The sequence below is a fragment of the Isoptericola hypogeus genome, from assembly GCF_039531145.1.
In the GTDB taxonomy this organism is placed as follows: Bacteria; Actinomycetota; Actinomycetes; order Actinomycetales; family Cellulomonadaceae; genus Isoptericola; species Isoptericola hypogeus.
On sequence record NZ_BAAAPM010000008.1, the window covers coordinates 253,966 to 275,856 of the forward strand.

Consider the following 21,891-nt stretch of genomic DNA (forward strand, 5'->3'; position numbering starts at 1 on the left):
GGCATGGCGCGCAGCGTCGCGGACGAGGCGCAGCAGCAGATCGCCGACGTCGTGCTCACGCACCAGTGCGGACGCCGCGGTGGCGAGTGTGTCGGCGGGTGTGCGCGGCGTCATGGCTCCTCGGTTCGGTCGGTGGCGTCGTCGGTCGGCTCGTCGTGCGAGAAGGTCAACCGTCGGTGGAGCACGTCGTCGGCGACGCTCTGCAGCGTCGCCGCGCGGGCGAAGGCGTGCGCCCGGATCACGGCCAGGGCGTCGTCCGGGGGAATCTTCAACTGGGCGACCACCATGCCGGTGGCCTGATGCACGCGGGACCGCTCGGACCAGTCGAGGGTCTCGACGTCCCCGAGCAGGGAGGTGCCGACGGCGTCGGCCAGGAACTGCACGTCGTCGGCACTGCGGGCGAGCCGACCGGCCGTGACGTACAGGCTGATCACCCCGACCACGCGGCCGCCCGCGCGCATCGGCACGGCGTGGATGGTCACGTCGCCGCCGACCGAGCCGGCCAGCTGGGAGAACACCGGGTAGTCGTTCGAGCCACCGTCGATCCGCACGACGACCGGGCGGTCCTCGGCCATCGCCTGGTGCACCGGCCCCTCGCCGAGGACCTCCTGCAGTGGCTCGAGCTGCTCGAACGCGCCCGGTGTGCTCACCGCCAGCCGGTCTCCCGGCGTCGCGACGGTGAGCGCCGCGCCCTGGGCGCGGAGGATCTCGACGCAGGCCTCGCAGAGCCGCAACGGCAGCGGCCGGTCGGCGTCGACCCGGGCAAGGGACCGTGCGAGCAGGCCGAGCAGCTCCGTCGGATCCACCCGCACACCTCCTCCTCGGTCGCGGACCAGTCTCGCACCGTCAGGGGCCGGTCGGCGTGTCGTCCGAGATCTCCCCGAGGCCGCCCATCACGAGCGAGCGCAGGATGGTCCGCGCGATCTCGCGCTCGTCCACGTCGCGGGCCGTGGACGCGGACCGGAGCAGCTCTCTCGCCTGCGCCTCGGTGCAGTCGTTCGTCTGCATGATGGCCCCGACGGCGCGCTCGACGACGGCGCCGTCGGACAGCCTGCGGTGGAACGCGCCGGCGGCGGCCTCGAGATCGGCGAACTCGAGCTGCAGCCGGACCGCGGCCGCGATGAGCCGGGCGTAGGACTCGCCGGCGCGCACCACGTCCTCCTCCCAGGCGGTGGGCTTGCGGGAGTAGAGGTTCAGCGCGAGCACGATCCCGGGCGCCACGACGGCGGGGAGCGCGAGCGCCTTGACGAAGCCCTCGCGGACCGTCTGCTCGCGCCAGGCTCCCCACCGCGCGTCGTCGGCGACCGACGGGACGGCCAGCACGGTGGCGCTCGTCATGGCCTGGACGCAGGGGCCCTCGTCCGCCATGGCCTCGGCCTGGTCGCACCGCCCCGCGTCCGGGGCGCTGCTGCCCGCCCGGACGGTGACGCCGTGCTGGCGCAGCGTGATGCTGGCCTCCACTTCGTCGCCCAGGACCCCTGCCGCGCGCGTCGCGTACTCGTGGAGGTAGCCGGAGAGAGGCATGTGCTCCGTCCCGTGGCGGCGGGCGCCACTCGCGAGCCTCCGCGGAGGTGTTCCGCCGCGGTCGCTCGGGTCGGGCGGCCGCAGGTCCGCCTCGCCCCTCCACCGTACGCCTGCCGTCGGCTCGCCCCGCCGTCAGGCCGAGAACGCGACGGCGCCGGCCGGGAGGACCCGGCCGGCGCCGTCGCGCACGTGATCAGAAGCGGATCCCCCTGAGGTAGTCGTAGCCGACCTGCGCCGTCTGGAGGTACGTCACGTCGGGGGTGTCGTTCTCGACGATGTACTCCTCGACCTGGTGTGCGCGGAAGAACCGCTCGAAGTCGATGAAGCCCGTGCCGAGGTCGGCGTGGCTCGTCTCCTCGGGGCCGGTGGTGTGCCGGTCCTTGACGTGGTACTGCCGCACCTCGAGCGGCGACCTGCGGATGGTGCGGAGGGCGAACCGCTGGGCGTCGTCGTTGGACAGCCCCAGGTTCACGCCGCCGGTCACGACCCAGTAGATGTCGATCTCGAGGTGCACGTACCGACGGTCGAGCCTCGCGGTCAGCACGTCCCAGGGCGTGATGCCGCCGCCGAGGTCGGTGGTGAACTCGTGGGCGTGGTTGTGGTAGCCGTACGCGAGGCCGTACTGCCGGGCGACGCGCGCCTCCCGGTTCATCTGCTCGGCCCACTGCGTCCAGTCCGACAGGGACTCCGAGCTGAGGAAGGGCACCACCATGTAGCGCTGGCCGAGGGTGACGGCGTTCTGGAACTTCTCGTGCATGGCCGCACGGGAGTCGGAGATGCCGTCGTGAGACGACGAGGCTCGCAGGCCGATGTCGTCGTAGAAGGAGCGGAGCTCCCTCGCCGTCCTGCCGAAGTAGCCCAGCGCCTGCTCCACCCGCGGGTAGCCCGTCTGCGCGACGGCGGTGAGCGTCTCGTCGTAGACGCCGGGCCCCCACGGCTCGCCGAGGCCCTCGCGCACCGTCCACAGCTGGAGGCTGATGCGCCCGGGCGGGACCCGGCGGCCCTTGGGGGGCCAACCGCGCTGGTGCGGCGCAGCGGCCGCGGTCCCGGCGGCTGCGCCCGTCAGGGCGAGCCCCGCCGCGCCGGTGACGGCGCCCCGCAGCAGCGTGCGGCGGGACGGGCCACCGGGCTCGGGCACCTCCCGGGTGTCGAGCGAGCGGCGCAGCGCTTCGTCGCCGTCGTAGCCATAGCACATGATTCGACTCCTCTTCGTTGAGGCATCTGGTTCGTCTGAGACATCCGGAGAGGCGGGTGCCCGGCCGTCGCGGGCCGGGCACCCGTCGTGGCGTCACTCGGTGGGAACGAGCACCACCTCGTCGCTGCCGGTGAGGCCGGGGAGCCCCTCGGTCCCGGGGTCGGTGTACTCGGCGACGAAGACCCCGCGGAGGGTGTCGTTCTCCGGGTCGTGGCCCGACGGCACGGTGGTGTCGATCGAACCCGTGCACCCGGACGCGGTGGTCTGCGGGTGGCCGTGGTCGTCGTGCCCGACGACGAAGGTCACCTCGACCTGGGCGCAGTCGACCGGCTGGTCGTCCGTGACCGCGACCTCGAAGGTCACGGTGTCGCCGAACGAGAACTCCTGGCCCGCGACCGGGGTCACGAAGCTCACCTGCGGGGTCTCGTTGCCCACCACGACGTCGACGTCGGCCGAGGCGTGTCGTCCGCGGTCCCGCCCGCCGACGTCAGTGACGGTCAGGGTGGCGCGGAACACGCCGGGCTCGTCGTAGGTGTGGGTGGCGTTCGGTCCGCGCGCGTCGACGTCGCCGTCGCCGTCGAAGTCCCACGCGTAGCGGAGCCGGTCGCCGTCGGGGTCGGTCGTCCCCGCGCTGGAGAAGCTCACGGTCAGCGGGGGCAGGCCCGACGTGACGTCGGCGTTGATCACCGGCACGGGGCTGTGGTTCCCGCGACGGCCGATGTGGTCGTACCGCGCGAGCTGGGCGTCCGGGTTCTCCGCGAAGAACCCGTCGCCGTACTCGAGGACGTAGAGCGCGCCGTCCGGCCCGAACTCCATGTCCATCGGGTTGTCGAACACGAACGAGGGCAGCACCGGCTCGATGTCTGCCAGGTTGCCGCGCCTGTCGAGGTGCATGGCCTTGACGTAGTCGCGCGTCCACTCGTAGAACAGCGGGACCCCGTCGAAGTACTGCGGCCACGCGACCGGCTGTGGCCGCCGGGTGTCCCTGCGGTCGAACTGGTACACCGGGCCGGCCATCGGACCGATGCCGTCCTCCTCCCCGGCGCTGAGCTCCGGGAACTGGGGGGAGACGTCGTAGGAGTACCAGACGTCCGGCTGGCGCACCGGCGGCAGCAGGTTCAGCCCGGTGTTGTGCGCCGAGTCGTTGACGGGCCGGGAGCAGTCGAACGGCTCGCCGGACTCGCCCGTCGCGAAGTCGTAGTCGATGTACGGCAGCTCCGCCGTGGCGCAGAACGGCCAGCCGTAGTTGGCCGGCCTGTCGACGACCGTCCACTTGCCCTGCCCCGCCGGACCGCGCGCGGGATCGGCCTCGCCGGCGTCCGGGGAGTAGTCCCCGACGTAGACGGCGTCCGTGTCCGGGTCGATCTCGATCCGGAACGGGTTGCGCAGCCCCATCACGTAGATCTCCGGGCGGGTGCCGGTGGTGCCCGGCCGGAACAGGTTGCCCCTCGGGATCGTGTACCCCCCGCCGCGCTTCGGCGTGATCCGCAGGAGCTTGCCGCGCAGGTCGTCGGTGTTGCCCGCCGTGCGGCGCGCGTCGAATGCGGGGTTGGTCCCCGGGGAGTCGTCGAGCGGGGCGTACCCGTCCGAGAAGAACGGGTTGGTGTCGTCTCCCGTCGACAGGATGAGGTTGCCGTCGGAGTCGAAGACGATGTCGCCGCCGACGTGGCAGCAGATGCCGCGGTCGACCGGGACGTCCATGATCTGCTGCTCCGAGCCGAGGTCGAGCTCGTCGTCGCGGTACTGGAACCGTGAGAGGCGGATGAGTCCCTCGAACGGCTCGAAGTCCTCCGGCGTGCCCGTCATGGGCGCGTCGCCCTCGTTGACACCGGGGGTTGTGGGGTCGTCGACGGGGGTGTCCAGCGGCGGCGAGTAGTACATGTAGACCCAGCGGTTGTTCTCGAAGTTCGGGTCGAGCGCGATGCTCTGCAGGCCCTCCTCGTCGTGCTGGTAGACGTCGAGCTCGGCGATCATGCGGTTGACCCCGGTGGCTGCGTCGTTGAGCCAGACCTGGCCGGCTCGCGTGACGTGCAGGACGTCGCGGTTGGGGAGCACGGCGAGGTCCATCGGCTCTCCGGGCCGGTCGTTGAGCGTGACCTTCTGGAACCTGTTGTCCGGCGGTGGATCGTCGGCCGTGGTGGCCGCCTGTCCGGTGGCGACGAACGTGACTGTCAACAGCGCGGCCGCTGCGCCAGTCGCGACGTTGCGACGAGCAATGCTGCGCACAGTGCCTTCTCCTGTCTGGCGACGACTCACCGGTGGTGCGGGTGGCGGTGTCACCGTGGTCGAGTGAGCAAGACGACTAGATCATGCCGCGGGCGGGAGCCGGTCGCTACCCCTCGGGCGTCGTGCCGCGGCCGCGGCCGTATCAACCGTCCCGACGCCCGCCTCCCTCACTGCGCGGACGTCGGCGTCCTGCCGGATCACGAGCACGCGGGGCGACCATGAACGACGACAGCCGACGCGAGACGACAGCCGACGAGACCAGGGTCGACAGGCCGGTGCAGTCGATCGCGACGGGGCGGCGACGAACCCGGGGAGGAGGTCGCCATGGCGCTGCCCTGGCGGGTACGGATCCTCGGCGCTGCGCTGAACAGGGCCGTGGGCCCGTTCGCCGCGATGTCGGACGCCAGGCGGACGACGCTGCGCGCTCACGCCGGGCCGCGGTGGATCGGCGAGCTCCTCAACGGTCGTCCGGACCCGGCGGCCGCGGTCACCGAGATCGCGGTGCCCGGCCCGGCGGGCCAGATCCCGGCACGCCTGTACCGGCCCTCGGGGCGGCCTGCGGAAGGACGGCTGCCGCTCGTCGTCACGCTGCCCGGCGGCGGGTTCGTGTTCGGCGACCGGTTCATGACGGCGTGGCTGTCCAGCCGCCTCTCGGTGCGGCTCGGCGCGGTCGTGGTGTCGCCGGGCTACCGCCTGGCCCCGGAGCACCCGGCGCCCGCGGCGGGGGAGGACTGCTACGCCGTCACGAGCTGGGTCGCGGCCCACGCCGACGAGCTCGGAGGTGACGCGGGGCGCCTCGCCGTCGTGGGCGAGAGCGCCGGGGCGACGCTCGCGGCGGTGGTCACCCTGATGGCGCGCGAGCGGGGTGGCCCAGCCGTCCGTGCGCAGGGCCTGCTGCAGGGGGCGTTCGACCTCCGGCCGGGGTCGCCGATGATGAGCCCCCGGTCGAGCTGGCCCTTCGGGCGGCCCTCCGACGCCCCGGGCTCGGTCGCCGCCTACCTCGGCGCCCACGGGGACCCGAGCGACCCGCTGGTGTCGCCGTTGCTCGCCCGGGACCATGCCGGCCTGCCTCCCGCGTTCGTCCTCACCGCCGACCACGACTACCTGCGGGACGACGGGGAGCGCTACACGGCGGCCCTTCGCGCCGGGGACGTGCGGGTCGAGCACGCGCACTACGTCGACAGCCCGCACGGCATCTTCTCGTTCCCCGGGTGGTGTGCGGCCTCGGGGCCGGCGCTCGACCGGCTGGCCGCGTTCCTCGGCCGGGAGCTGTCGTCGTCCGGCGACCGCACGGGCCCGCCGTAGCGAGGGGCGGGCACCGCGCGATTCATCCCGGGGAAGGGTGATTTCACCCCCGGAGCAGGGGGACGACCAGCCGGCGGTCGACGATGCTGTGAGCATGTCGAACACAGCCCCCGGGGAGGGCAGGGCGCCGTCGCCCGCACCCCGCGTCAACGAGTCCTCGCTGGGCCACCGTTCCCGGTGGCTGACCCGGTCGGTCCGCTCCGTCCGCGGCCGTCGTGCCGCCGGCGCGACGGCGGCCGGCGTGGCCGGCGCGATGCTGCTGACCGGCGTCGTGGCGGTGGGGCCGTCGGCGGCCGCGGCGCCCGCTCCCGACTGCGCGGTCCCGTTCCCGGTCGCCGACCTGACGAGCGGGGCGGCGGTCCACGGCCTGACCGTGAGCCGTGGGACCACGCCCCAGGAGTTCACCGGCGAGGTGCTCGGGGTGCTGTCGGACGGCATCGCCCCCGGGCTGGACATGGTCGTCGCCGAGCTCGACTCCCCGGCGATCGACGCCGCGGGCGGCATCTGGCAGGGCATGTCCGGGTCCCCGGTGTACGCGGAGGACGGGCGCCTGATCGGCGCCGTCGCGTACGGCCTCGCGTTCGGGAGCTCGCCGGTGGCCGGCATCACGCCGTTCGAGGACATGCAGGGCTACCTGGGTGCCGCGAAGCCGGCGCCGGCCGTCGAGGTCGGGCCGCGCCTGGCGGCGCGGATCGCCGCCGAGACCGACGCGACGCGCGCCGAGGCCGCCCAGGGTCTGCGGCAGCTGCCGATGCCGATGGGGGTCGGCGGGGTCGACCTCTCGCGCGCGCGGAAGGCGGCCAGGGCGTTCGGCGGCAGCGAGCTGCTCACCGCCGACTCCTACCGGATCGGCCGGTCCGCCGGCCCGGCCTCCGCAGGGATCGACACCGTGGTGGCCGGCGGCAACGTGGCGGCGGTGCTGTCGCACGGGGACGTCACCTTCGCCGGGGTCGGCAGCGTGACCTCGGTGTGCGGCGACCGGGTGGTGGCGTTCGGCCACCCCATGTCGTTCACGGGCAAGGCGCGCCTGGGCCTGGCGGCCGCCGACGCGGTCTACGTCCAGGAGGACCCGCTCGGCGTGCCGTTCAAGGTGGCCAATCTCGGCGACCTGGGCGGCACGATCACCGACGACCGGCTCGCGGGGATCGCCGGGACCTTCGGCGCCGCGCCGCCGTCGGCCCCGGTGACGTCGAAGCTGACCTTCGAGGGCAGGTCACGGACGGGCCAGACCCAGGTGCTGGACAAGTCCGCCTTCGCGGACGTGACGCTCCTCGGCGGGCTCGCGAACCACGACCGCCTGGTCGACGGGGTCATCGGCGGTTCGGAGACGCAGGCCTGGACGATCCGGGGGACGCGCAGCGGGCAGGACTTCCGGCTGCGGTACGCCGACCGGTACCAGTCGCCCGACGACATCAGCTTCACGGGCGCGTTCGACCTGGCCAACGTCGTGTACACCCTGTCGACCCTGTCGAACGTCACGATCACCGCGGTGACCAACGACGTCGCGGTGAGCGACGACGAGCGCCGGTACCGGGTCGCGAAGATCTACCAGCGCACGGGCGGCCGCTGGGTCGACGTGACGGGCGGCACCGCCAGGGTCCGTGCCGGCAAGGACCTGGTGCTCAGGACCGAGCTGGCCGGGTCGGACGGGACCACGCGGACGTTCTTCCGCCAGGACATCCCCGTCCCGAAGAGCCTCCGCGGCGAGCGTGGCATCGTCTCGGTGGTGGGTGGCAACCTCTTCCAGGACGAGTTCTTCGAGCCCACCACGTTCGACGCCGTCCAGAAGATGATGCGGAACAACCTGCGCAACGACGAGGCCGCGCTGAGCCTCCTCATCGGCGACGGCAGGTCCACGTTCGAGCGGAACCGGACGTCCGACCCCCTGCCCCGCGTCGTGGGCGGCCAGAAGCAGGTGCGTGTCCAGGTGGTGCGCTGAGGCTCGGTGCCGTCGGGGGGCGCGCGCCGGGCATGATGGTCGCGTGCCCGACGACGCCCGCCCCGGCCTGCGCGTGACGACCGCTCTGGTCGTCCCGGAGTCCGAGCTCTCGTGGCGGTTCTCGCGCTCGTCGGGTCCGGGCGGCCAGGGCGTGAACACGGCCGACTCGCGCGTCGAGCTGTCGTGGGACGTCGCCGCCTCCCGGGTCCTGACCGACGCGCAGCGCGCGCGGATCGCCGAGCGGCTGGCGCGCCGCCTGGTCGACGGCGTGCTGACGGTGGCGGCGTCCGAGCACCGCGCGCAGCTACGGAACCGGGAGGCGGCGCGGGCGCGACTGGCCGCGCTCGTCGCGGGAGCGCTCGCGCCGCCCGGACCGCGCAGGCGCGCGACGCGCCCGACGCGCGGTTCCGTCCAGCGGCGGATCGACGCGAAGAAGCGCCGTTCGGGGGTCAAGCGGATGCGTCGGCCGCCGCCGGACTGACGATCACGGGCGGTCGTCGGATCGTGCCGGCTCCTCGCCCTGGACGGGGATCCAGTGCGGAGCGGGCTGGCCGTCGCCCGTGAGGTTGTCGCACCGGACGAAGTGCTTCCCGACCCGCTCCAGCGGGCAGGATGCGGACCGCGGCAGAAAGTCGTCTGTGGCCACGGGCTCGCGCGCGAGCGCGGGCAGGGGGGCGAGCGCCGCGGTGAGCGCGAGGGCCGCGGCGGCGGCCATGGCTGACATTCGAGGGACGGACATCGGAAGCCTCCAGGAGTGGTCGTTGTCGCGATCGTCACGCCGCGCGGGAGGCCCCGGCATCGGGATCCGGGCCTGAGATCCACCGCGGATCCCCTGATCTCCACCCGCTCCCGGCCAGCTGGTTCCTGCGGGGCGGTGCCATGCTGGACGGATGGCCGAACCGGCCGGAACGGCACCGACGCTCGTGGGCCGCGCCCCCGAGCTCGACCGCCTGACGTCCTTGCTCGCCGCGGCGGCGCAGGGCGAGGCGCGGACGGTGCTCGTCCTGGGGGACGCCGGCGTCGGGAAGACGTCGCTCGTGGAGTCGGCGCTCGCGGCCACCCGCCCGCGCACGGTGCTGCGCGGACCGTGCCTGCCCTTCCACACGATCTCGATCCCGTTCCTTCCCCTGCGCGAGGCGGTGCGGGGGAGCGGCGTCGCAGGCCCGCCGGGGGTCGAGGGCGACCTCACGGTGGTCGGGTTCGACGACTGGCTCACCGAGCTCGGCCGCGTAGGCCCCCTGGTGCTGTTCGTCGACGACCTGCAGTGGGCGGACAGCAGCTCCCTCGACGCGCTCCTGTACCTGGTCGCCGGGCCCCGTCGCCGGCCGCACGCGCTCGTCGTCACGGTGCGCAGCGGCGAGGACGCGCCCGAGCGACCGGTCAGACGCTGGCTCGCCGACGCCCGCCGGATGCCGGGCTGCGCCGAGATCCGGCTCGACCCGCTCGACCGGATCGCGACCGCGCAGCACCTCGCCGCGCTCCTCGGCGGCCCGGTGCACGAGTCGCTCGTCGAGGAGGTGTACGCGCGCAGCCACGGCAACCCGTACTTCACCCGTCTGCTGGCGGCGGGACTGCCCGCCGACGCGCGCCATGTGCCTTCGGAGTACACCGACGACCTGCGCGACGCAGTCATGAGCGCCTGGTATCGCCTCGGTCCGCACGGGCGGGAGGTCGCCGAGGTGCTGGCCGCGGCCGGAGCGCCGGCACAGCCCGACGTCCTGGCGGGGGTCTGCGGGTGGGAGGTCGACGCCGTCCACGCGGCGCTCGGCGACGGCGCCGGCGCGGGGCTCCTGGCACCCGCGGCGGACGGCGCCGTCTGGTTCCGCCACCCGCTCAGCGCCGAGGTCCTGGAGTCGTCGCTCGAGCGGGGGCGGCGCCGCGACCTGCACCGGGACTTCGCCCTGCTCGCGGCCGAGGAGGCCGCCGCGTCGGAACGGCAGGGCCGGTCACCGGACGTGCGCACGGTGGTCGCCGTCGCCGACCACGAGCACCGCGCGGGCGACCCGGCCCGTGCCTATGCGGCCGCCCTGCGTGCCGCCGACGCCGCCGGGGCCGCGGGAGGCGCGGCCGAGCAGCAGCGGCTGCTCGCGCGTGCCCTGGGCCTGCACCCGGCGGTGCCCGACACCGGCGAGTCGCGGCGTGAGCTGCTCGAACGGTCCGGTCGTGCGGCGAGAGGTGCCGGGCTCTTTCAGCCCGAGCTCGAGATCGTGGATGCGCTGCTCGAGCTCGTCGACCCGGAGGCCGAGCCCTTGGTGACCGCCCGGCTGCTCGTGCGGCGCATGCACCTGGAGTACTCGACGGGTCGCGCCTTCATGGACGTCCCCGCCATGCGCGAGGCGGTGCGGCTCTCGGCGGCGGAGCCTCGCTCCGGCACCCACGCGCTCGCCCTCGCGGAGCTGTACCACGCCGGGATGTGGCACGAGGTCGAGGGGCTGGAGCCGGCGGCGGTCCGGGCCCTCGAGATCGCCCGCGCGGCCGGCGACGACGGCGCGCTGACGTACGCGCTGACGGCGAACGCGATCGTCGCGGTGCTCGCGGACGACGTCGAGGCCGGCGTCGCGCTCGGGCGCGAGGCCGCAGCCGTCGCCGCCCGGACGCGGGACTGGTGGGCCTACCTCCATGCGGTGGTGTGGGAGGCCAACGGGGTCGAGACCTGGGCGTCGACGACGTACTCCGAGATCCAGCGGCGGTACCGCGAGCAGATGGTCGAGCTCGGGGCACCGCATGCGTTCGTGGCCCACTTCTCGGCCGACGAGGCGATGAACTACCTCGCGATCGGTGACTGGCGGGGCTGTGTCGAGCGGCTCCGCGTGGCGATCGCGTCCAACCCCGGTCCTGTCGCGGACATCAAGGCGCGGCTCGCCGCTGCCCGGCTCGCCGCGCTGCAGGGTCGCTCCGACGAGGCGTCCGCGCACCTCGCGCGGGCGGAGGACCAGTTCGCCGACCTGTCGGCGTTCGTGGCGTTCGAGTTCGACGCCGTGCGCGCTGAGGTGCGGCTCGCCGCCGGCGACGCGGAGGGGGCGTTCGACGCCGCCTGGCGTGGGCTGACGGGGGCCGGCCCCGCCCCGACGATGGCCGAGTGGCTCGTCCCGCTCGCGCTGCGCGCGCTCGCCGACCTTGCCGACGGGACCTCCGCCGAACGTCTGGCCGAGGGGCGCTACGACGTCGTCGAGCGGGTCGACCGGTTCCGCGAACGCTTTCCGCGCGTCGTGCTCGACTTCGGTGCCTCGACGCCGCTGATGACGGCACAGATCTCCGGGCTCGAGGCGCTGAGCGCGGCGGAGGAGGCGCGGGCGCGGCACGCCGACGCCGGCGGGCTCTGGGTCGCGGCCGCCGACCGCCTCGCGGCCGGCGGTCTCCCGTGGGAGGAGGCGTACGCCTGCCGGCGCGGCGCCGAGGCGTTCCTCGCCGCCGGCGCGCGGGCGCAGGGGGTGCCCCTGCTCCGCCGCGGCCTGGCGGCTGCGGAACGGCTGCAGGCCGCGGCGTCGATCGAGGCGCTTCGCGACCTCGCGGCGCGGGCCCGGGTCACCCTCGGCGAGCCGACGGCGGTCGACCTACCCGACGAGCCGATCGCCGGGCTCACCGCACGCGAGCTCGAGGTGCTGTCCCACCTCGCCGTCGGCCGGACCTACGCGGAGATCGCCGACGCGCTCACGATCAGCGAGAAGACGGTCAGCACCCACGTGTCGCACATGCTGGCTAAGACCGGCACGCGCAACCGCGTCGAGCTGTCGGGGCTGGTGCGGCGCCGCCGCTGAACCGGGGTCGCCCCGGTCCCGGGGTGGACGGCGCCGCACCCGGGACGCCTCAGCCGAGCGCGACGGAGGTGCGGAACGGGGTGTCCTCCACCCCGGAGATGCCCTGCAGCCGGTCGAACCGGGCCGTGCGCATCGCGATGTGGTCGTCGTCGTCGGTGCCGGCGGCGCCGTCCGGGCCGACCGCGTAGAAGTGCAGCAGGTTCCCGGTGTTCATCACGCTCGTCGGGTCGTCGTGGTCGTCGGTGTGGAAGTTCCCGAGGAAGTGACCGATCTCGTGGGCCGCCACGTTGCCGAGCGACCGCCCGACCGCCCGGACGCGGTCGCTGTCGTCGGTGAGGAACGGGTTCAGGGAGATCGGGTGGTCGCCGGCCATGAGCTCCGGCATGACGACCGCGGTCTCCTCGCGGGCGAAGTTCCCCGGGTCGACCGACTCGGACAGGCCCAGCGCGGGCACGAGACCGGCCTCCTCCACCGTGCCGCCGACGATCACGCGGCTGACGCCGGGCTCGCCGAACAGGTCGGGGTCCTCCACGTCGTTCGTCACCCGCACCTGCGAGCCGGGGATCTCGTGGCGGAGCGTCTCCCGCACGCGCTGCGTCGTCGCCTCGATCACCGCGCGCTCGTCGGCTGTCCGGAGCCCCCACCGCGGCAGGAAGTCGCGCATCGGGCTGAGGTCGCGCACGCCGGGCTCGAGCGCGTTGGCGCCGAAGATGCGGTTGTCGAACGACGGCCCGCTGAAGTCCAGGAGGACGGTCTGCACGTGGTCGCCCCGGGTCGAGGGCGCGCGGTGCGCGCCCACGGTGAGGGCGTAGTCGCCCGCCCCGTCGCCGACCGACACGAGGTAGAGACCCGACCTCTCCACGACGTGGTTCGCGGTGGCGTTGCCCCCGCGGGCCAGGGGGGAGTCGCCGGGGTAGATGATCCCCGGGTCGGTCGAGGACCTCTGCACGAGGTCCCCGTCGAGCTCGTGCACCGCGACCTGGCGCGCCGAGCCGGTGACCGTCGCCCCGAGGACGTCTCCCTTGCGCAGCGGGACGGCGTAGACGTCGGTGTCGGCCGCGCTCCGCGAGTGCAGGGTGACGTCGAGCTCGTAGGGTCCCTCGGTGACGACGGCCGGCCCCGAGGACGGGTCGAACGGGTCGTCGGGGAAGTGGTTGCCCACCGCCACGTAGTACGTGCCGCGTTCCTCGATCCGCTGGGAGAGGTGCACGGCGCCCTCGCCGGTCATGTCCTGCGCGCCGACCAGAAGGTTCCCCTCGGCGTCGTACAGGAGCGCGTTCGCCACCAGCTCGGCGTCCGGGGCGATGTCGACCGTGAGGGTCTCGCCCTTCGCGGCGTCCAGCCGGTAGAAGTCGTAGTCGCCGGTCGCGTGGCCCTCCGAGCCGTGCGGCCCGTCGCCGACGACGCCGGTGGTCGAGACCCCGCGGCGGTCCACGCCGAGGCCGAGGTCACGCGCGAGCGGGATGGCGCCGTCGTCCTCCTCGTTCGGGGCGACAGCCTCGGTGCCGACGGGCTTCGTGTCCAGGTCGCCGTCCACCCGCAGCTCCCAGCCGCCGAGCGACCGGGGCGCAGAGAGGCGCTGGGCGCTGTCACCCCCGTCGTCGACGCTCTTGCCCGCGTCCTCCTCCTGCACGCGGGGGACGCCCCCGGCGGCGCGGAGCCCCGGCGCGTCCTTGCTCGGGCTGTCGTGCAGCATCCGCTGCCGCATCGCAGCCCCGTCGATGCCGCCGGTGACGCCGGGGTCGTCGTGCGGCGTCGTTGCGAGGTCGGCCGAGGAGGCCGGCGGCGCGAGGCCGGAGGCCGTGCGGGTCTCGGCGCCGTTTGCGGCGGTGCCCGCGAGGGCGAGGGGTGCGGCGAGCGCCGCGGCGCTCGCCAGGTACAGGGCCCGCCGCGGGGTCCGGGTGCCCTCGTCGTGTCTGTTCGTGTGATCAACCATGTGATCGAACGTACAAGCGGACCTCGGACGGCGCGTCCGCAGCCGGCGCGGATCCGATCCCGTGCCTGCAAGGCGGGTCGGAGGTACAACCGGACCATGGCCTCCACGCAGGACGGCGCGACGGCGCTGAAGACCATCACGACGGACATCCCGGCGCGCCTCGACCGGCTGCCGTGGTCGCGCTGGCACTGGATGATCGTCATCGGCCTCGGCACGGTGTGGATCCTCGACGGCCTTGAGGTGACGATCGTCGGCAACCTGTCCGACGCCCTCAAGGGCGACACCGGCCTCGGGCTGACCAGCGCGGACATCGGCCTCGCGGGCGCGGTGTACGTGACGGGCTCGTGCCTGGGCGCCCTGTTCTTCGGTCAGCTCACCGACCGGTTCGGCCGCAAGAAGCTGTTCATCGTCACGCTGCTGGTGTACCTCACGGGCACGGTGCTGACCGCCTTCTCGATGAACCCGCTGTACTACTACGCCATGCGGTTCGTCACCGGGCTGGGCATCGGCGGCGAGTACGCCGCCGTCAACTCCGCGATCGACGAGCTCATCCCCAAGAAGTACCGCGGCCGGATCGACATCGCGATCAACGGGTCGTACTGGCTCGGCGCGGCCGGCGGGGCGCTCCTGACGATCCCGCTGCTCAACCCCGAGCTCGTCCCGGCCTGGCTCGGCTGGCGGCTCTGCTTCGCGCTCGGCGCGGTGCTCGGGCTCGCGATCCTGTTCGTGCGCCGCCACGTGCCCGAGAGCCCGCGCTGGCTGTTCATCCACGGCCGCGAGCAGGACAGCGATCAGATCGTCTCCGGCATCGAGCGGCAGGTGGCCGAGGAGGACGAGGTCGAGCTCGACGAGCCGGAGGGCACCATCACGGTGAAGCAGCGGCACACCGTGAGCCTCGTCCGGATCGCGCGGACGGTGTTCGCGGACTACCCGCGGCGCACCATCCTGTGCCTGGCGCTCTTCGTCGGGCAGGCCTTCCTCTACAACGCGTTCTTCTTCACCTTCGGGGACACGCTGCAGACCTTCCTCGGCGTCGGCCAGACCGGCGTCTACATCGCGCTGTTCGCGGTGAGCAACTTCCTCGGGGCGCTCGCGCTCGGGCCGCTGTTCGACAAGGTCGGGCGCGTACGCATGATCTCAGGCACCTACATCGTCTCGGGCGCGCTGCTGGCCGTCGCCGGGTTCACGATCGGCGGGCTCACCGCCTGGACGCTCACGCTCTTCGGCATGCTGATCTTCTTCATCGCGTCGGCCGGGGCGAGCTCGGCGTACCTCACCGCGAGCGAGGTGTTCCCGATGGAGACGCGGGCGCTGTGCATCGCCTTCTTCTACGCGATCGGCACCGCCGTCGGCGGCATCACGGGCCCGCTGCTGTTCGGCAGGCTCATCGAGTCCGCCGGCGCCGAGGGCGACATCACCGGCATCGCGATCGGCTACTACATCGGCGCGGCGCTCATGATCGGCGGGGGAGTGGTGGCGCTCTTCCTCGGCGTCCGTGCGGAGCAGAGGTCCCTCGAGGACATCGCGACGCCGCTGTCCGCGCAGGACGCCGACGAGCCCGACGACGCCTGACGAGGACCGCGCGAACTTGGCGCTGTCGGCGAGCAGCGCCGTCGTCGACGCCGACGACATCGCGGCGCGCTTCGGGACCACGACGGTGGTTCCGGGCCCTCGGCGTCGGACGTCGTCCGGCTCAGCCGGGGAAGACCTCGACGTACCGGCGGGCGTTGGCGTAGAACGCCCACGTCGACATCGGGCGCAGGTGCTCGACGGCGGCGGCGAGGTCCGACTCGTCGGCGTCCCCCTCGAAGACCACGAGCCGCAGCTCGTGGTCGGCGCCGGTGACGTCGCAGCTCAGCAGCGGCCCCTGGTCCCGCGCGCAGGTGCCGAGCGCGAGGTCCTTCCCCTCGGACACCTGGTCGTCGACGTCCGCGTACGAGCTCACGCCGATCTGGGCGCCGTCGGGGGTCCGGTACGCGACGCTCGAGTGGTCGAAGCTCAAGGCGACATAGTCCTCGTCGTAGTCCCCGGCGAGCAGGTACGGGCGGCGCAGCTCGCCGGCCCGGTCGCCGAAGTCGCCGACCGTGAGGAACGCGAACCACACCATCAGGGCAAGGAGCGGCAGCCCGGCGAAGAGAGCCGCGCCCGCGCGGCCGAACCAGCGGGTGCGCGGGATCCCCGCCGCCGCCACGGACGCCGCGAGGAGGCCGCTGAGCAGCATCGCCCACCCCTGCAGGCCCGCCGCGGGAGGCTGCGGCCAGGCCAGCAGAAGCCAGGGCGAACCCACGAGCGGCGCCACGGCGCCGAACGCGCGTCGGCCCCCGGCCGCGCCCACCGCCCACGCCGACCCGCCGACCAGCGCGAGGAGGACCGCGGCGAAGAAGAGCAGGCCGACGCCGCCGCCGACCCAGGTGAGGACCAGCCCGTAGGAGCCCGCCGGCAGCAGCGCCAGTCCCGTCGCCAGGCCGATCCCGACGACGGCGCCCCAGCCCTTCCGCTCGTCGGGCAGCAACGTTTCTGGGGGTGCGGGCATCGGCTCCTCCTCGGTCCCGGGCCCCGGATCGGCGGGGGCGCGCCGTCGTCCACGCGGTGCGGCGACAGCATGCCAGGTCTGCCGCGCGGGCGGCGGGTGGGGACCAGGTCACCGTCCCGAGGGGTCACCGTCCCGAGAGCCGGAACCGGTACCACTGCGGACGCGTGCGGTTCATCGGCCATCCCAGGCCGGCGGTGTCCGCGGCGCGGACGTCGAGCAGCTCCCAGGCGGGGAACGCGGCCATGACGTCGGCCTGCGCGACGCCCTCGACCAGCCGGCGCAGCCGCGTGGGCTGGAACGCCAGCATGAGCAGCGTCGCCCCCGGGTCGGCGAGCGCGGTCACGCCGCGGCCCTCGGCTGTCCGCTGCGCGGCGTCGAGCCCCTGGAAGCAGCCGACGTCGAGGAAGAAGCCGAAGGTGCCCAGCCCGGCCTCCTCGAGCTCCGTCACGTCGCCGACGACGTAGGTGACGCCGGCCGTCGCCGCGGCGCGGGCGTCCTCGATCGCCCGCGGGACGACGTCCACCCCGACCGTCTCCCAACCGCGCCGTGCGAGCTCCGGGGTGTGCTGCCCGCGGCCGCACCCGAGGTCCAGCGCGCGCCCGAGCGGCGGCGTGCGGTCCGCCACCTCGCGGTCCAGCAGCGCGGCGACGCTGGGCGCCGCGGCCTGCGCGTAGCCCTCCCACGGGGTCACGCCGAACCGGTACATGCGGGCGTAGTTCGTCATCGCGCCTCCTCGGCGGCAGGGTCGTACCGCCATTGCAGCACGCCTGGCCGGTCGTGCCCCGGCCTTGCCTGCGGCGGGTGAACTTACGGACGGGGTGTATCAGCAGGACCGGAGCCCCCTCGTCGTCTGTTGAGGAGTGTCGACGCGGACGGTGTCGATGCGGACGGGGGACGGCGATGGGGCAGGCGGTGGAGCTCCTGCTCGACGGCGGCGGGTCGGCCCGGCCGGAGGCCCACGGGTCGACCTGCCGGCCCGGACGGTGAGGACCGGCGACATGGCCAGTGCGCGGACGTACGACGACTTCGACCTGTCGATCGAGCAGGAGACGGACGGCGCGTACCGCGCCCGCGCCCGGGGGCCGGCAGGGGAGACCTCCGCCACCGGCGTCGTTCTGCCGTTCACCGCCAAGGAGCTCGACACGTTCTTCGCCCGGATCGGCCGGCCGGCGCGCGGCCACCGCGCGGCCGAGGTGACCGCGGTGGAGGACTTCGGGCGCCGCCTGTTCGACGGCGTGTTCGGCCCGGACGTGCGCCGGCTGCTCGGCCGCAGCCTCGAGCGGGCCCGCGGCGAGGGCCACGGGCTGCGGCTGCGGCTGCACCTGGACGAAGCCCCCGAGCTCGCCGAGCTCCCGTGGGAGTTCCTCTACGACTCGGACCGCATGGAGTTCCTCTGCCTCCAGTCGCGGACCCCGGTCGTCCGCTACCTCGACGTCCCGCACGAGCCCCCGCGGGTCGTCGTGACGCCGCCGCTGCGCGTCCTCGTCATGGCATGCAGCCCGCACGGTTACCCGCAGCTCGACGTGGAGAACGAGATCGAGCAGATCCGGCGCGCCCTCGGGCCGCTCCAGGACGAGGGCCGAGTGGCCGTCGAGATCGTCGAGGGCGGCACCCTCGAGGACCTGCAGGACCGGCTCGAGGACGGCGAGCACCACGTGTTCCACTTCATCGGCCACGGCGAGTACGACCCCGAGGACGACGAGGGCTACCTCGTCATGGGCGCTGTGGGCGGCATGCCGCGGCTCGTGTCGGGCGGCCGCGACCTCGGCGACCTGCTGGTGAACCACGAGTCGATCCGGCTCGTGGTGCTCAACGCGTGCAACGGCGCGCAGGGCGCTCGCGAGGACCCGCGGGGCGGCGCGGCGCGGCGCCTCGTGCACCGCGGCATCCCGGCCGTGATCGCGATGCAGGCGGAGATCACCGACCGGGCGGCGATCGACTTCACGCGCGGGCTGTACCGGGCGATCGTCCGTGGCCACCCGCTGGACGCCGCGATGGTCAGCGCCCGGCTCGCCGTCAAGATCGCCCCGAACCCCGTCGAGTGGGGCACACCCGTCCTCTACCTGCGGTCGGCGGACGGCCTCATCGTCGACCCCGGAGGCGAACGGCCGGAGCGTGTCGGCCGCCCGGCGGTCGTGCCTTCGGAACGCCGGACCGGGACGGAGAGCCCGTACCCGGCCGGCGTCGACGCTCCCGTCGACGTCCCGGTCGACGAACCTGTCGACGTCCCGGTCGACGAACCTGTCGACGTCCCGGTCGACGAACCTGTCGAGCCGGTCGTCGAGCCGGTCGTCGAGCCGGTCGTCGAGCCGGTCGTCGAGCCGGTCGAGGAGCACGTCGAGGAGCCCGCTGTCGAGCAGGTCGACGACCCTGTCGACGAACCCGTCGGTGCGCCCGTCGACGACGGCGCCGCGGCCGGTCTCGCCGACGCCGCCGATCCTGCCGTCGATCCCGACGCCGACGGGCCGGACGACGGCGCGCCCGCGGACCGGTCGGGCGACGGGCACGCACGCCCGTGGTGGCGACGACAAGCGGTCGTCGTCGGCGGCGCGCTCGGCGTCGGCGCCGTGGTCACGGTCGTGCTGCAGCTGCCGAACATGCAGGGCACCACCTCAACCAACTCCGGGACGATGGATATCAACCCTGCGCCGATCTCGCTGCAGGTGTCGGTGGCGGGCGACGCGCTCTGGACGGACACCCCGGTGTCGTGCACCACCGGGCGCGTGCTGAGCATCAGCGCCCAGGGGGTGGTGCAGCACGGGGCGGGTGAGGACCGCGTCGCCGGCCCGGCCGGGATGCCGGCGGAGTTCCTCCCGACGAACGTCGTGGCGGGCGCACCCCACGCGGCACTCATCGGGCGGGTGGGCGACGGCGAGCCGTTCTTCGTCGGGGAGGAGCGGACGTTCGCCTGCCCCGCCGACGGGACGCTGCGCCTCGGGGTGAACGACGAGGGCTACGTGCAGAACACCGGGTCGTTCCAGGCCGACGTCGTGTCGCTGGACGCCCTGGACGCGGACGACCTCGGCAGGGTCGTCGCCACGGTCCCGGCCGACGCCGAGTGGACCGACACCGGTTTCACGTGCCGGGCGGGCGACACGTTCCAGGTGAGCGCGACCGGCGAGGTGCACCACGACGGTCGCATCCAGACCGTCGCGGGCGCGGACGGCGAGGCCGCCGTCGACGGCGAGACGTCGTCGGGCCCCGACGTCCCGGGGGAGCCGCGCCGCGCCCTGGTCGGCCGGGTCGACGGCGGCGAGGCGTTCGCCGTCGGCAGCTCGGCGGTCCGCACGTGCCCCGCCGACGGCGTGCTCGAGCTGGGCCCGAACGACGAGAACCCGGTCGACAACTCGGGAGAGTTCATCGCGAGGATCGTGCACCTGCCCTGAGGGCCGTGCCCGCGGCCGGCGGGTCGGTACAGTGACGCCGGCTCGACGCGGCGGCCCCGCCGCCGACCGCCGAGACACCACGAGGGGACGACGACGCACCGTGCACGCACCGACCGACCGCCCGCCTCGCGTCCGCGCCGTCCGGCGGCTGGTGACCACGGCGGCGCTCGCGGCCAGCCTGGCCGCCGGGCTCGCCGTCGTCCCGGTGGTGGGCGCACCCTCCGCAGCGGCCGACGAGGGCCTCGACGAGACCACCCGCAGCCGGTACGAGCTGCGCGCGAGCGCGGGCGAGGTGCGCGCGGTCGTCACGACGACGATCCGCAACGCCACCCCGGCCCAGGGCAACCTCCTGTACTACTACGACCGCTACGGCATCCCCCTGCCCGCGGGCGCGACCGACGTGCGCGCGACGAGCGCCGGCACCGCGCTGCCCGTCCAGGTGCGCGGCACCGAGGACCCGAGCACGGCCGTGGCCGTGGCGTCCTTCCCCTCCCTGTACTACGGGAGCACACGCACGATCGAGTGGAGCTTCCTCGTCCCGGGCGAGCCGGTGCGCTCGGAGGACGACACCCGGGTCGGGCGGGGGTACGCGACGTTCACGGTGCAGGCGTCCGGCGACCCGGGCCAGGTCTCGGTCGAGGTGGTGCTGCCGTCGGCCATGACGTTCGACGCCACGCTCGACGGCTTCACGTCCGAGCGCCACGGCCGGACCACGACCTACCGTGCGACCCAGGGCGTCGACGCGCAGGGCGTATGGGCCGTCGTCTCCGCGCGGGACCCGCGGCAGGTCGACGAGCGGCGGGTCACCGCGGGCGGCGCGACCCTCACGCTGCAGGGCTTCCCCGGCGACGAGCGGTGGCTGCGCTTCGCCGAGCGGGGGGTGGGCCGCGGGGTGCCGGCGCTGGAGGACGTCGTCGGGCACGAGTGGCCCGGCGGGCTGGACATGGTCCGGGAGGACGTCTCGCCGCAGGCCAGGGGGTACGCCTGGTTCGACGCGGGCTCCGACGAGATCGTCGTCCCCGAGGACCTGGACGCCGCGCTGCTGTTCCACGAGCTGTCCCACGCCTGGTTCAACCCGGACGAGATCGCCGGGCGGTGGCTCTACGAGGGCCTCGCCGAGGTGGTCGCGCACCGCGTGGCCGACGACGTCGGGGCGGAGGGCAGTGCGCCGCGACCGGTGCCCGACCGGGACTCGGCCGCCGCGCTGCCCCTGACGGCCTGGGCGGAGGCCGAGACGTCGGCCGAGGTCGAGCAGTACGCGTACGCCGCGTCGTCCGCCGCCGTCGGGCGGCTCCTGCGCGGCCTCGACGACGAGACGTTCACCCGCGTGGTGGCCGCCGCGTATGCGGGGGAGAGCGCGTACGAGGCGCCGGGGGACACCGGGCACCACCGCGCGCGCACCCAGTGGCGTCGCTTCCTCGACCTCGTGGAGGTCCGCGGCGGCGTCACGGGCGCCGCGAAGGTCTACCGCACGTGGGTGCTCGACGGCCGCCAGCGCGGCGAGCTGCGGGCGCGGGCTGCCGCGCGCGCCGACTACGCCGCCCTCGACGAGGCGGACGGCGCCTGGCGCCCGCCGCTCGGCCTGCGCGCGGAGATGACGGAGTGGTCGTTCGACGACGCCGCGCGGATCACCTCGGCGCTGCGCGACGCACCCGCGCTCGCCGGCGAGGTCCAGGACGCGGCGCGGGACGCCGGGGTCCGCGTCCCCGCCGTCGTCCGCGCCGCCTACGAGGACGCGAACGACGCCGACGCCTACGCGGCCCTCGGTGCGACGCTGCCGCAGGCCGTGCGCGCCGTCACCGCGGTCGGCGAGGCGACGACCGCGGCCGGCGCCGAGCGCGACCTCGTCTCCGCGCTGGGCGCCGCCGTGCTGGCGCTGGACCCCGCGGCCCAGCGGGCGAGCGCGGCGCTCGACGCCGGCGACCTCGGGGCCGCGGAAGCCGGGGCCGACGGCGTGCAGGCCCGTGCGGGCTGGGCCACGTGGACGGGGATCGGCCTGGTCCTGGCCGTCCTCGTGGTGCTGGGCGGCGCGGTCGGCGGAGTGGCCGTCGCCCGGCGGCGACGGGGCGCGCGGGCTGTGCCACCCTGA

15 protein-coding genes are annotated in these 21,891 nt (G+C 74.3%); 7 read left to right on the plus strand and 8 right to left on the minus strand.

Annotation, left to right across the window (positions count from 1 at the left end; genetic code table 11):
- Positions 1 to 110: 110 nt before the first annotated feature.
- The 4 genes from ABD254_RS16835 to ABD254_RS16850 all read right to left on the minus strand — a co-directional run bounded on the left by ABD254_RS16835 (position 111) and on the right by ABD254_RS16850 (position 4,945).
- Positions 111 to 806: a GAF and ANTAR domain-containing protein gene (locus tag ABD254_RS16835; RefSeq protein WP_344249767.1), complete on the minus strand. Its 696-nt coding sequence runs from the start codon at positions 804 to 806 to the stop codon at positions 111 to 113.
- A 40-nt stretch (positions 807 to 846) separates the two neighbouring features.
- The gene (locus ABD254_RS16840; RefSeq protein ID WP_344249769.1) at positions 847 to 1,524 is read right to left on the minus strand and encodes an ANTAR domain-containing protein; all 678 of its coding nucleotides are present in this window, start codon (positions 1,522 to 1,524) and stop codon (positions 847 to 849) included.
- Between the two features lie 193 nt (positions 1,525 to 1,717).
- Entirely contained in the window at positions 1,718 to 2,719 is a 1,002-nt protein-coding gene (locus ABD254_RS16845; protein ID WP_344249770.1) for a sugar phosphate isomerase/epimerase family protein, read from the minus strand.
- Between the two features lie 93 nt (positions 2,720 to 2,812).
- Positions 2,813 to 4,945: a PQQ-dependent sugar dehydrogenase gene (locus ABD254_RS16850; protein ID WP_344249772.1), complete on the minus strand. Its 2,133-nt coding sequence runs from the start codon at positions 4,943 to 4,945 to the stop codon at positions 2,813 to 2,815.
- 324 nt (positions 4,946 to 5,269) lie between these two features.
- On the opposite strand from ABD254_RS16850, the gene ABD254_RS16855 reads away from it, so the two are divergent.
- The 3 genes from ABD254_RS16855 to arfB all read left to right on the plus strand — a co-directional run bounded on the left by ABD254_RS16855 (position 5,270) and on the right by arfB (position 8,670).
- Positions 5,270 to 6,250: an alpha/beta hydrolase gene (locus ABD254_RS16855; RefSeq protein ID WP_344249774.1), complete on the plus strand. Its 981-nt coding sequence runs from the start codon at positions 5,270 to 5,272 to the stop codon at positions 6,248 to 6,250.
- Positions 6,251 to 6,344: 94 nt separating this feature from the next.
- A complete protein-coding gene (locus tag ABD254_RS16860) occupies positions 6,345 to 8,189 on the plus strand; it encodes a SpoIVB peptidase S55 domain-containing protein (RefSeq protein WP_344249775.1) in 1,845 nt (614 codons plus the stop codon).
- A gap of 43 nt (positions 8,190 to 8,232) precedes the next feature.
- Complete coding sequence (gene arfB / locus ABD254_RS16865) at positions 8,233 to 8,670, plus strand: alternative ribosome rescue aminoacyl-tRNA hydrolase ArfB (protein ID WP_344249777.1); 438 nt, start codon at positions 8,233 to 8,235, stop codon at positions 8,668 to 8,670.
- A gap of 3 nt (positions 8,671 to 8,673) precedes the next feature.
- On the opposite strand, the gene ABD254_RS16870 is transcribed toward arfB, so the two are convergent.
- The gene (locus ABD254_RS16870) at positions 8,674 to 8,904 is read right to left on the minus strand and encodes a hypothetical protein (protein WP_344249779.1); all 231 of its coding nucleotides are present in this window, start codon (positions 8,902 to 8,904) and stop codon (positions 8,674 to 8,676) included.
- A gap of 175 nt (positions 8,905 to 9,079) precedes the next feature.
- Here ABD254_RS16870 and ABD254_RS16875 point away from each other — a divergent pair, with 175 nt between their 5' ends.
- A complete protein-coding gene (locus tag ABD254_RS16875; RefSeq protein ID WP_344249781.1) occupies positions 9,080 to 11,947 on the plus strand; it encodes a helix-turn-helix transcriptional regulator in 2,868 nt (955 codons plus the stop codon).
- Between the two features lie 49 nt (positions 11,948 to 11,996).
- On the opposite strand, the gene ABD254_RS16880 is transcribed toward ABD254_RS16875, so the two are convergent.
- Entirely contained in the window at positions 11,997 to 13,883 is a 1,887-nt protein-coding gene (locus tag ABD254_RS16880; protein WP_344249783.1) for a hypothetical protein, read from the minus strand.
- A 96-nt stretch (positions 13,884 to 13,979) separates the two neighbouring features.
- On the opposite strand from ABD254_RS16880, the gene ABD254_RS16885 reads away from it, so the two are divergent.
- Positions 13,980 to 15,455 carry an MFS transporter gene (locus ABD254_RS16885; RefSeq protein WP_344249785.1) on the plus strand — a complete coding sequence of 492 codons (1,476 nt, stop codon included), beginning with the start codon at positions 13,980 to 13,982 and terminating at the stop codon, positions 15,453 to 15,455.
- Positions 15,456 to 15,576: 121 nt separating this feature from the next.
- Here ABD254_RS16885 and ABD254_RS16890 read toward each other — a convergent pair whose 3' ends face one another.
- Both ABD254_RS16890 and ABD254_RS16895 read right to left on the minus strand, forming a co-directional pair.
- The gene (locus ABD254_RS16890) at positions 15,577 to 16,416 is read right to left on the minus strand and encodes a hypothetical protein (RefSeq protein WP_344249786.1); all 840 of its coding nucleotides are present in this window, start codon (positions 16,414 to 16,416) and stop codon (positions 15,577 to 15,579) included.
- Between the two features lie 124 nt (positions 16,417 to 16,540).
- Positions 16,541 to 17,140 carry a class I SAM-dependent methyltransferase gene (locus ABD254_RS16895; protein ID WP_344249788.1) on the minus strand — a complete coding sequence of 200 codons (600 nt, stop codon included), beginning with the start codon at positions 17,138 to 17,140 and terminating at the stop codon, positions 16,541 to 16,543.
- Positions 17,141 to 17,414: 274 nt separating this feature from the next.
- Between ABD254_RS16895 and ABD254_RS16900 the strand changes: the two genes are divergently transcribed.
- Positions 17,415 to 19,802, plus strand: coding sequence for a CHAT domain-containing protein (locus ABD254_RS16900; protein ID WP_344249790.1), 2,388 nt, complete (start codon positions 17,415 to 17,417; stop codon positions 19,800 to 19,802).
- 100 nt (positions 19,803 to 19,902) lie between these two features.
- Positions 19,903 to 21,891, plus strand: coding sequence for a hypothetical protein (locus tag ABD254_RS16905; protein WP_344249792.1), 1,989 nt, complete (start codon positions 19,903 to 19,905; stop codon positions 21,889 to 21,891).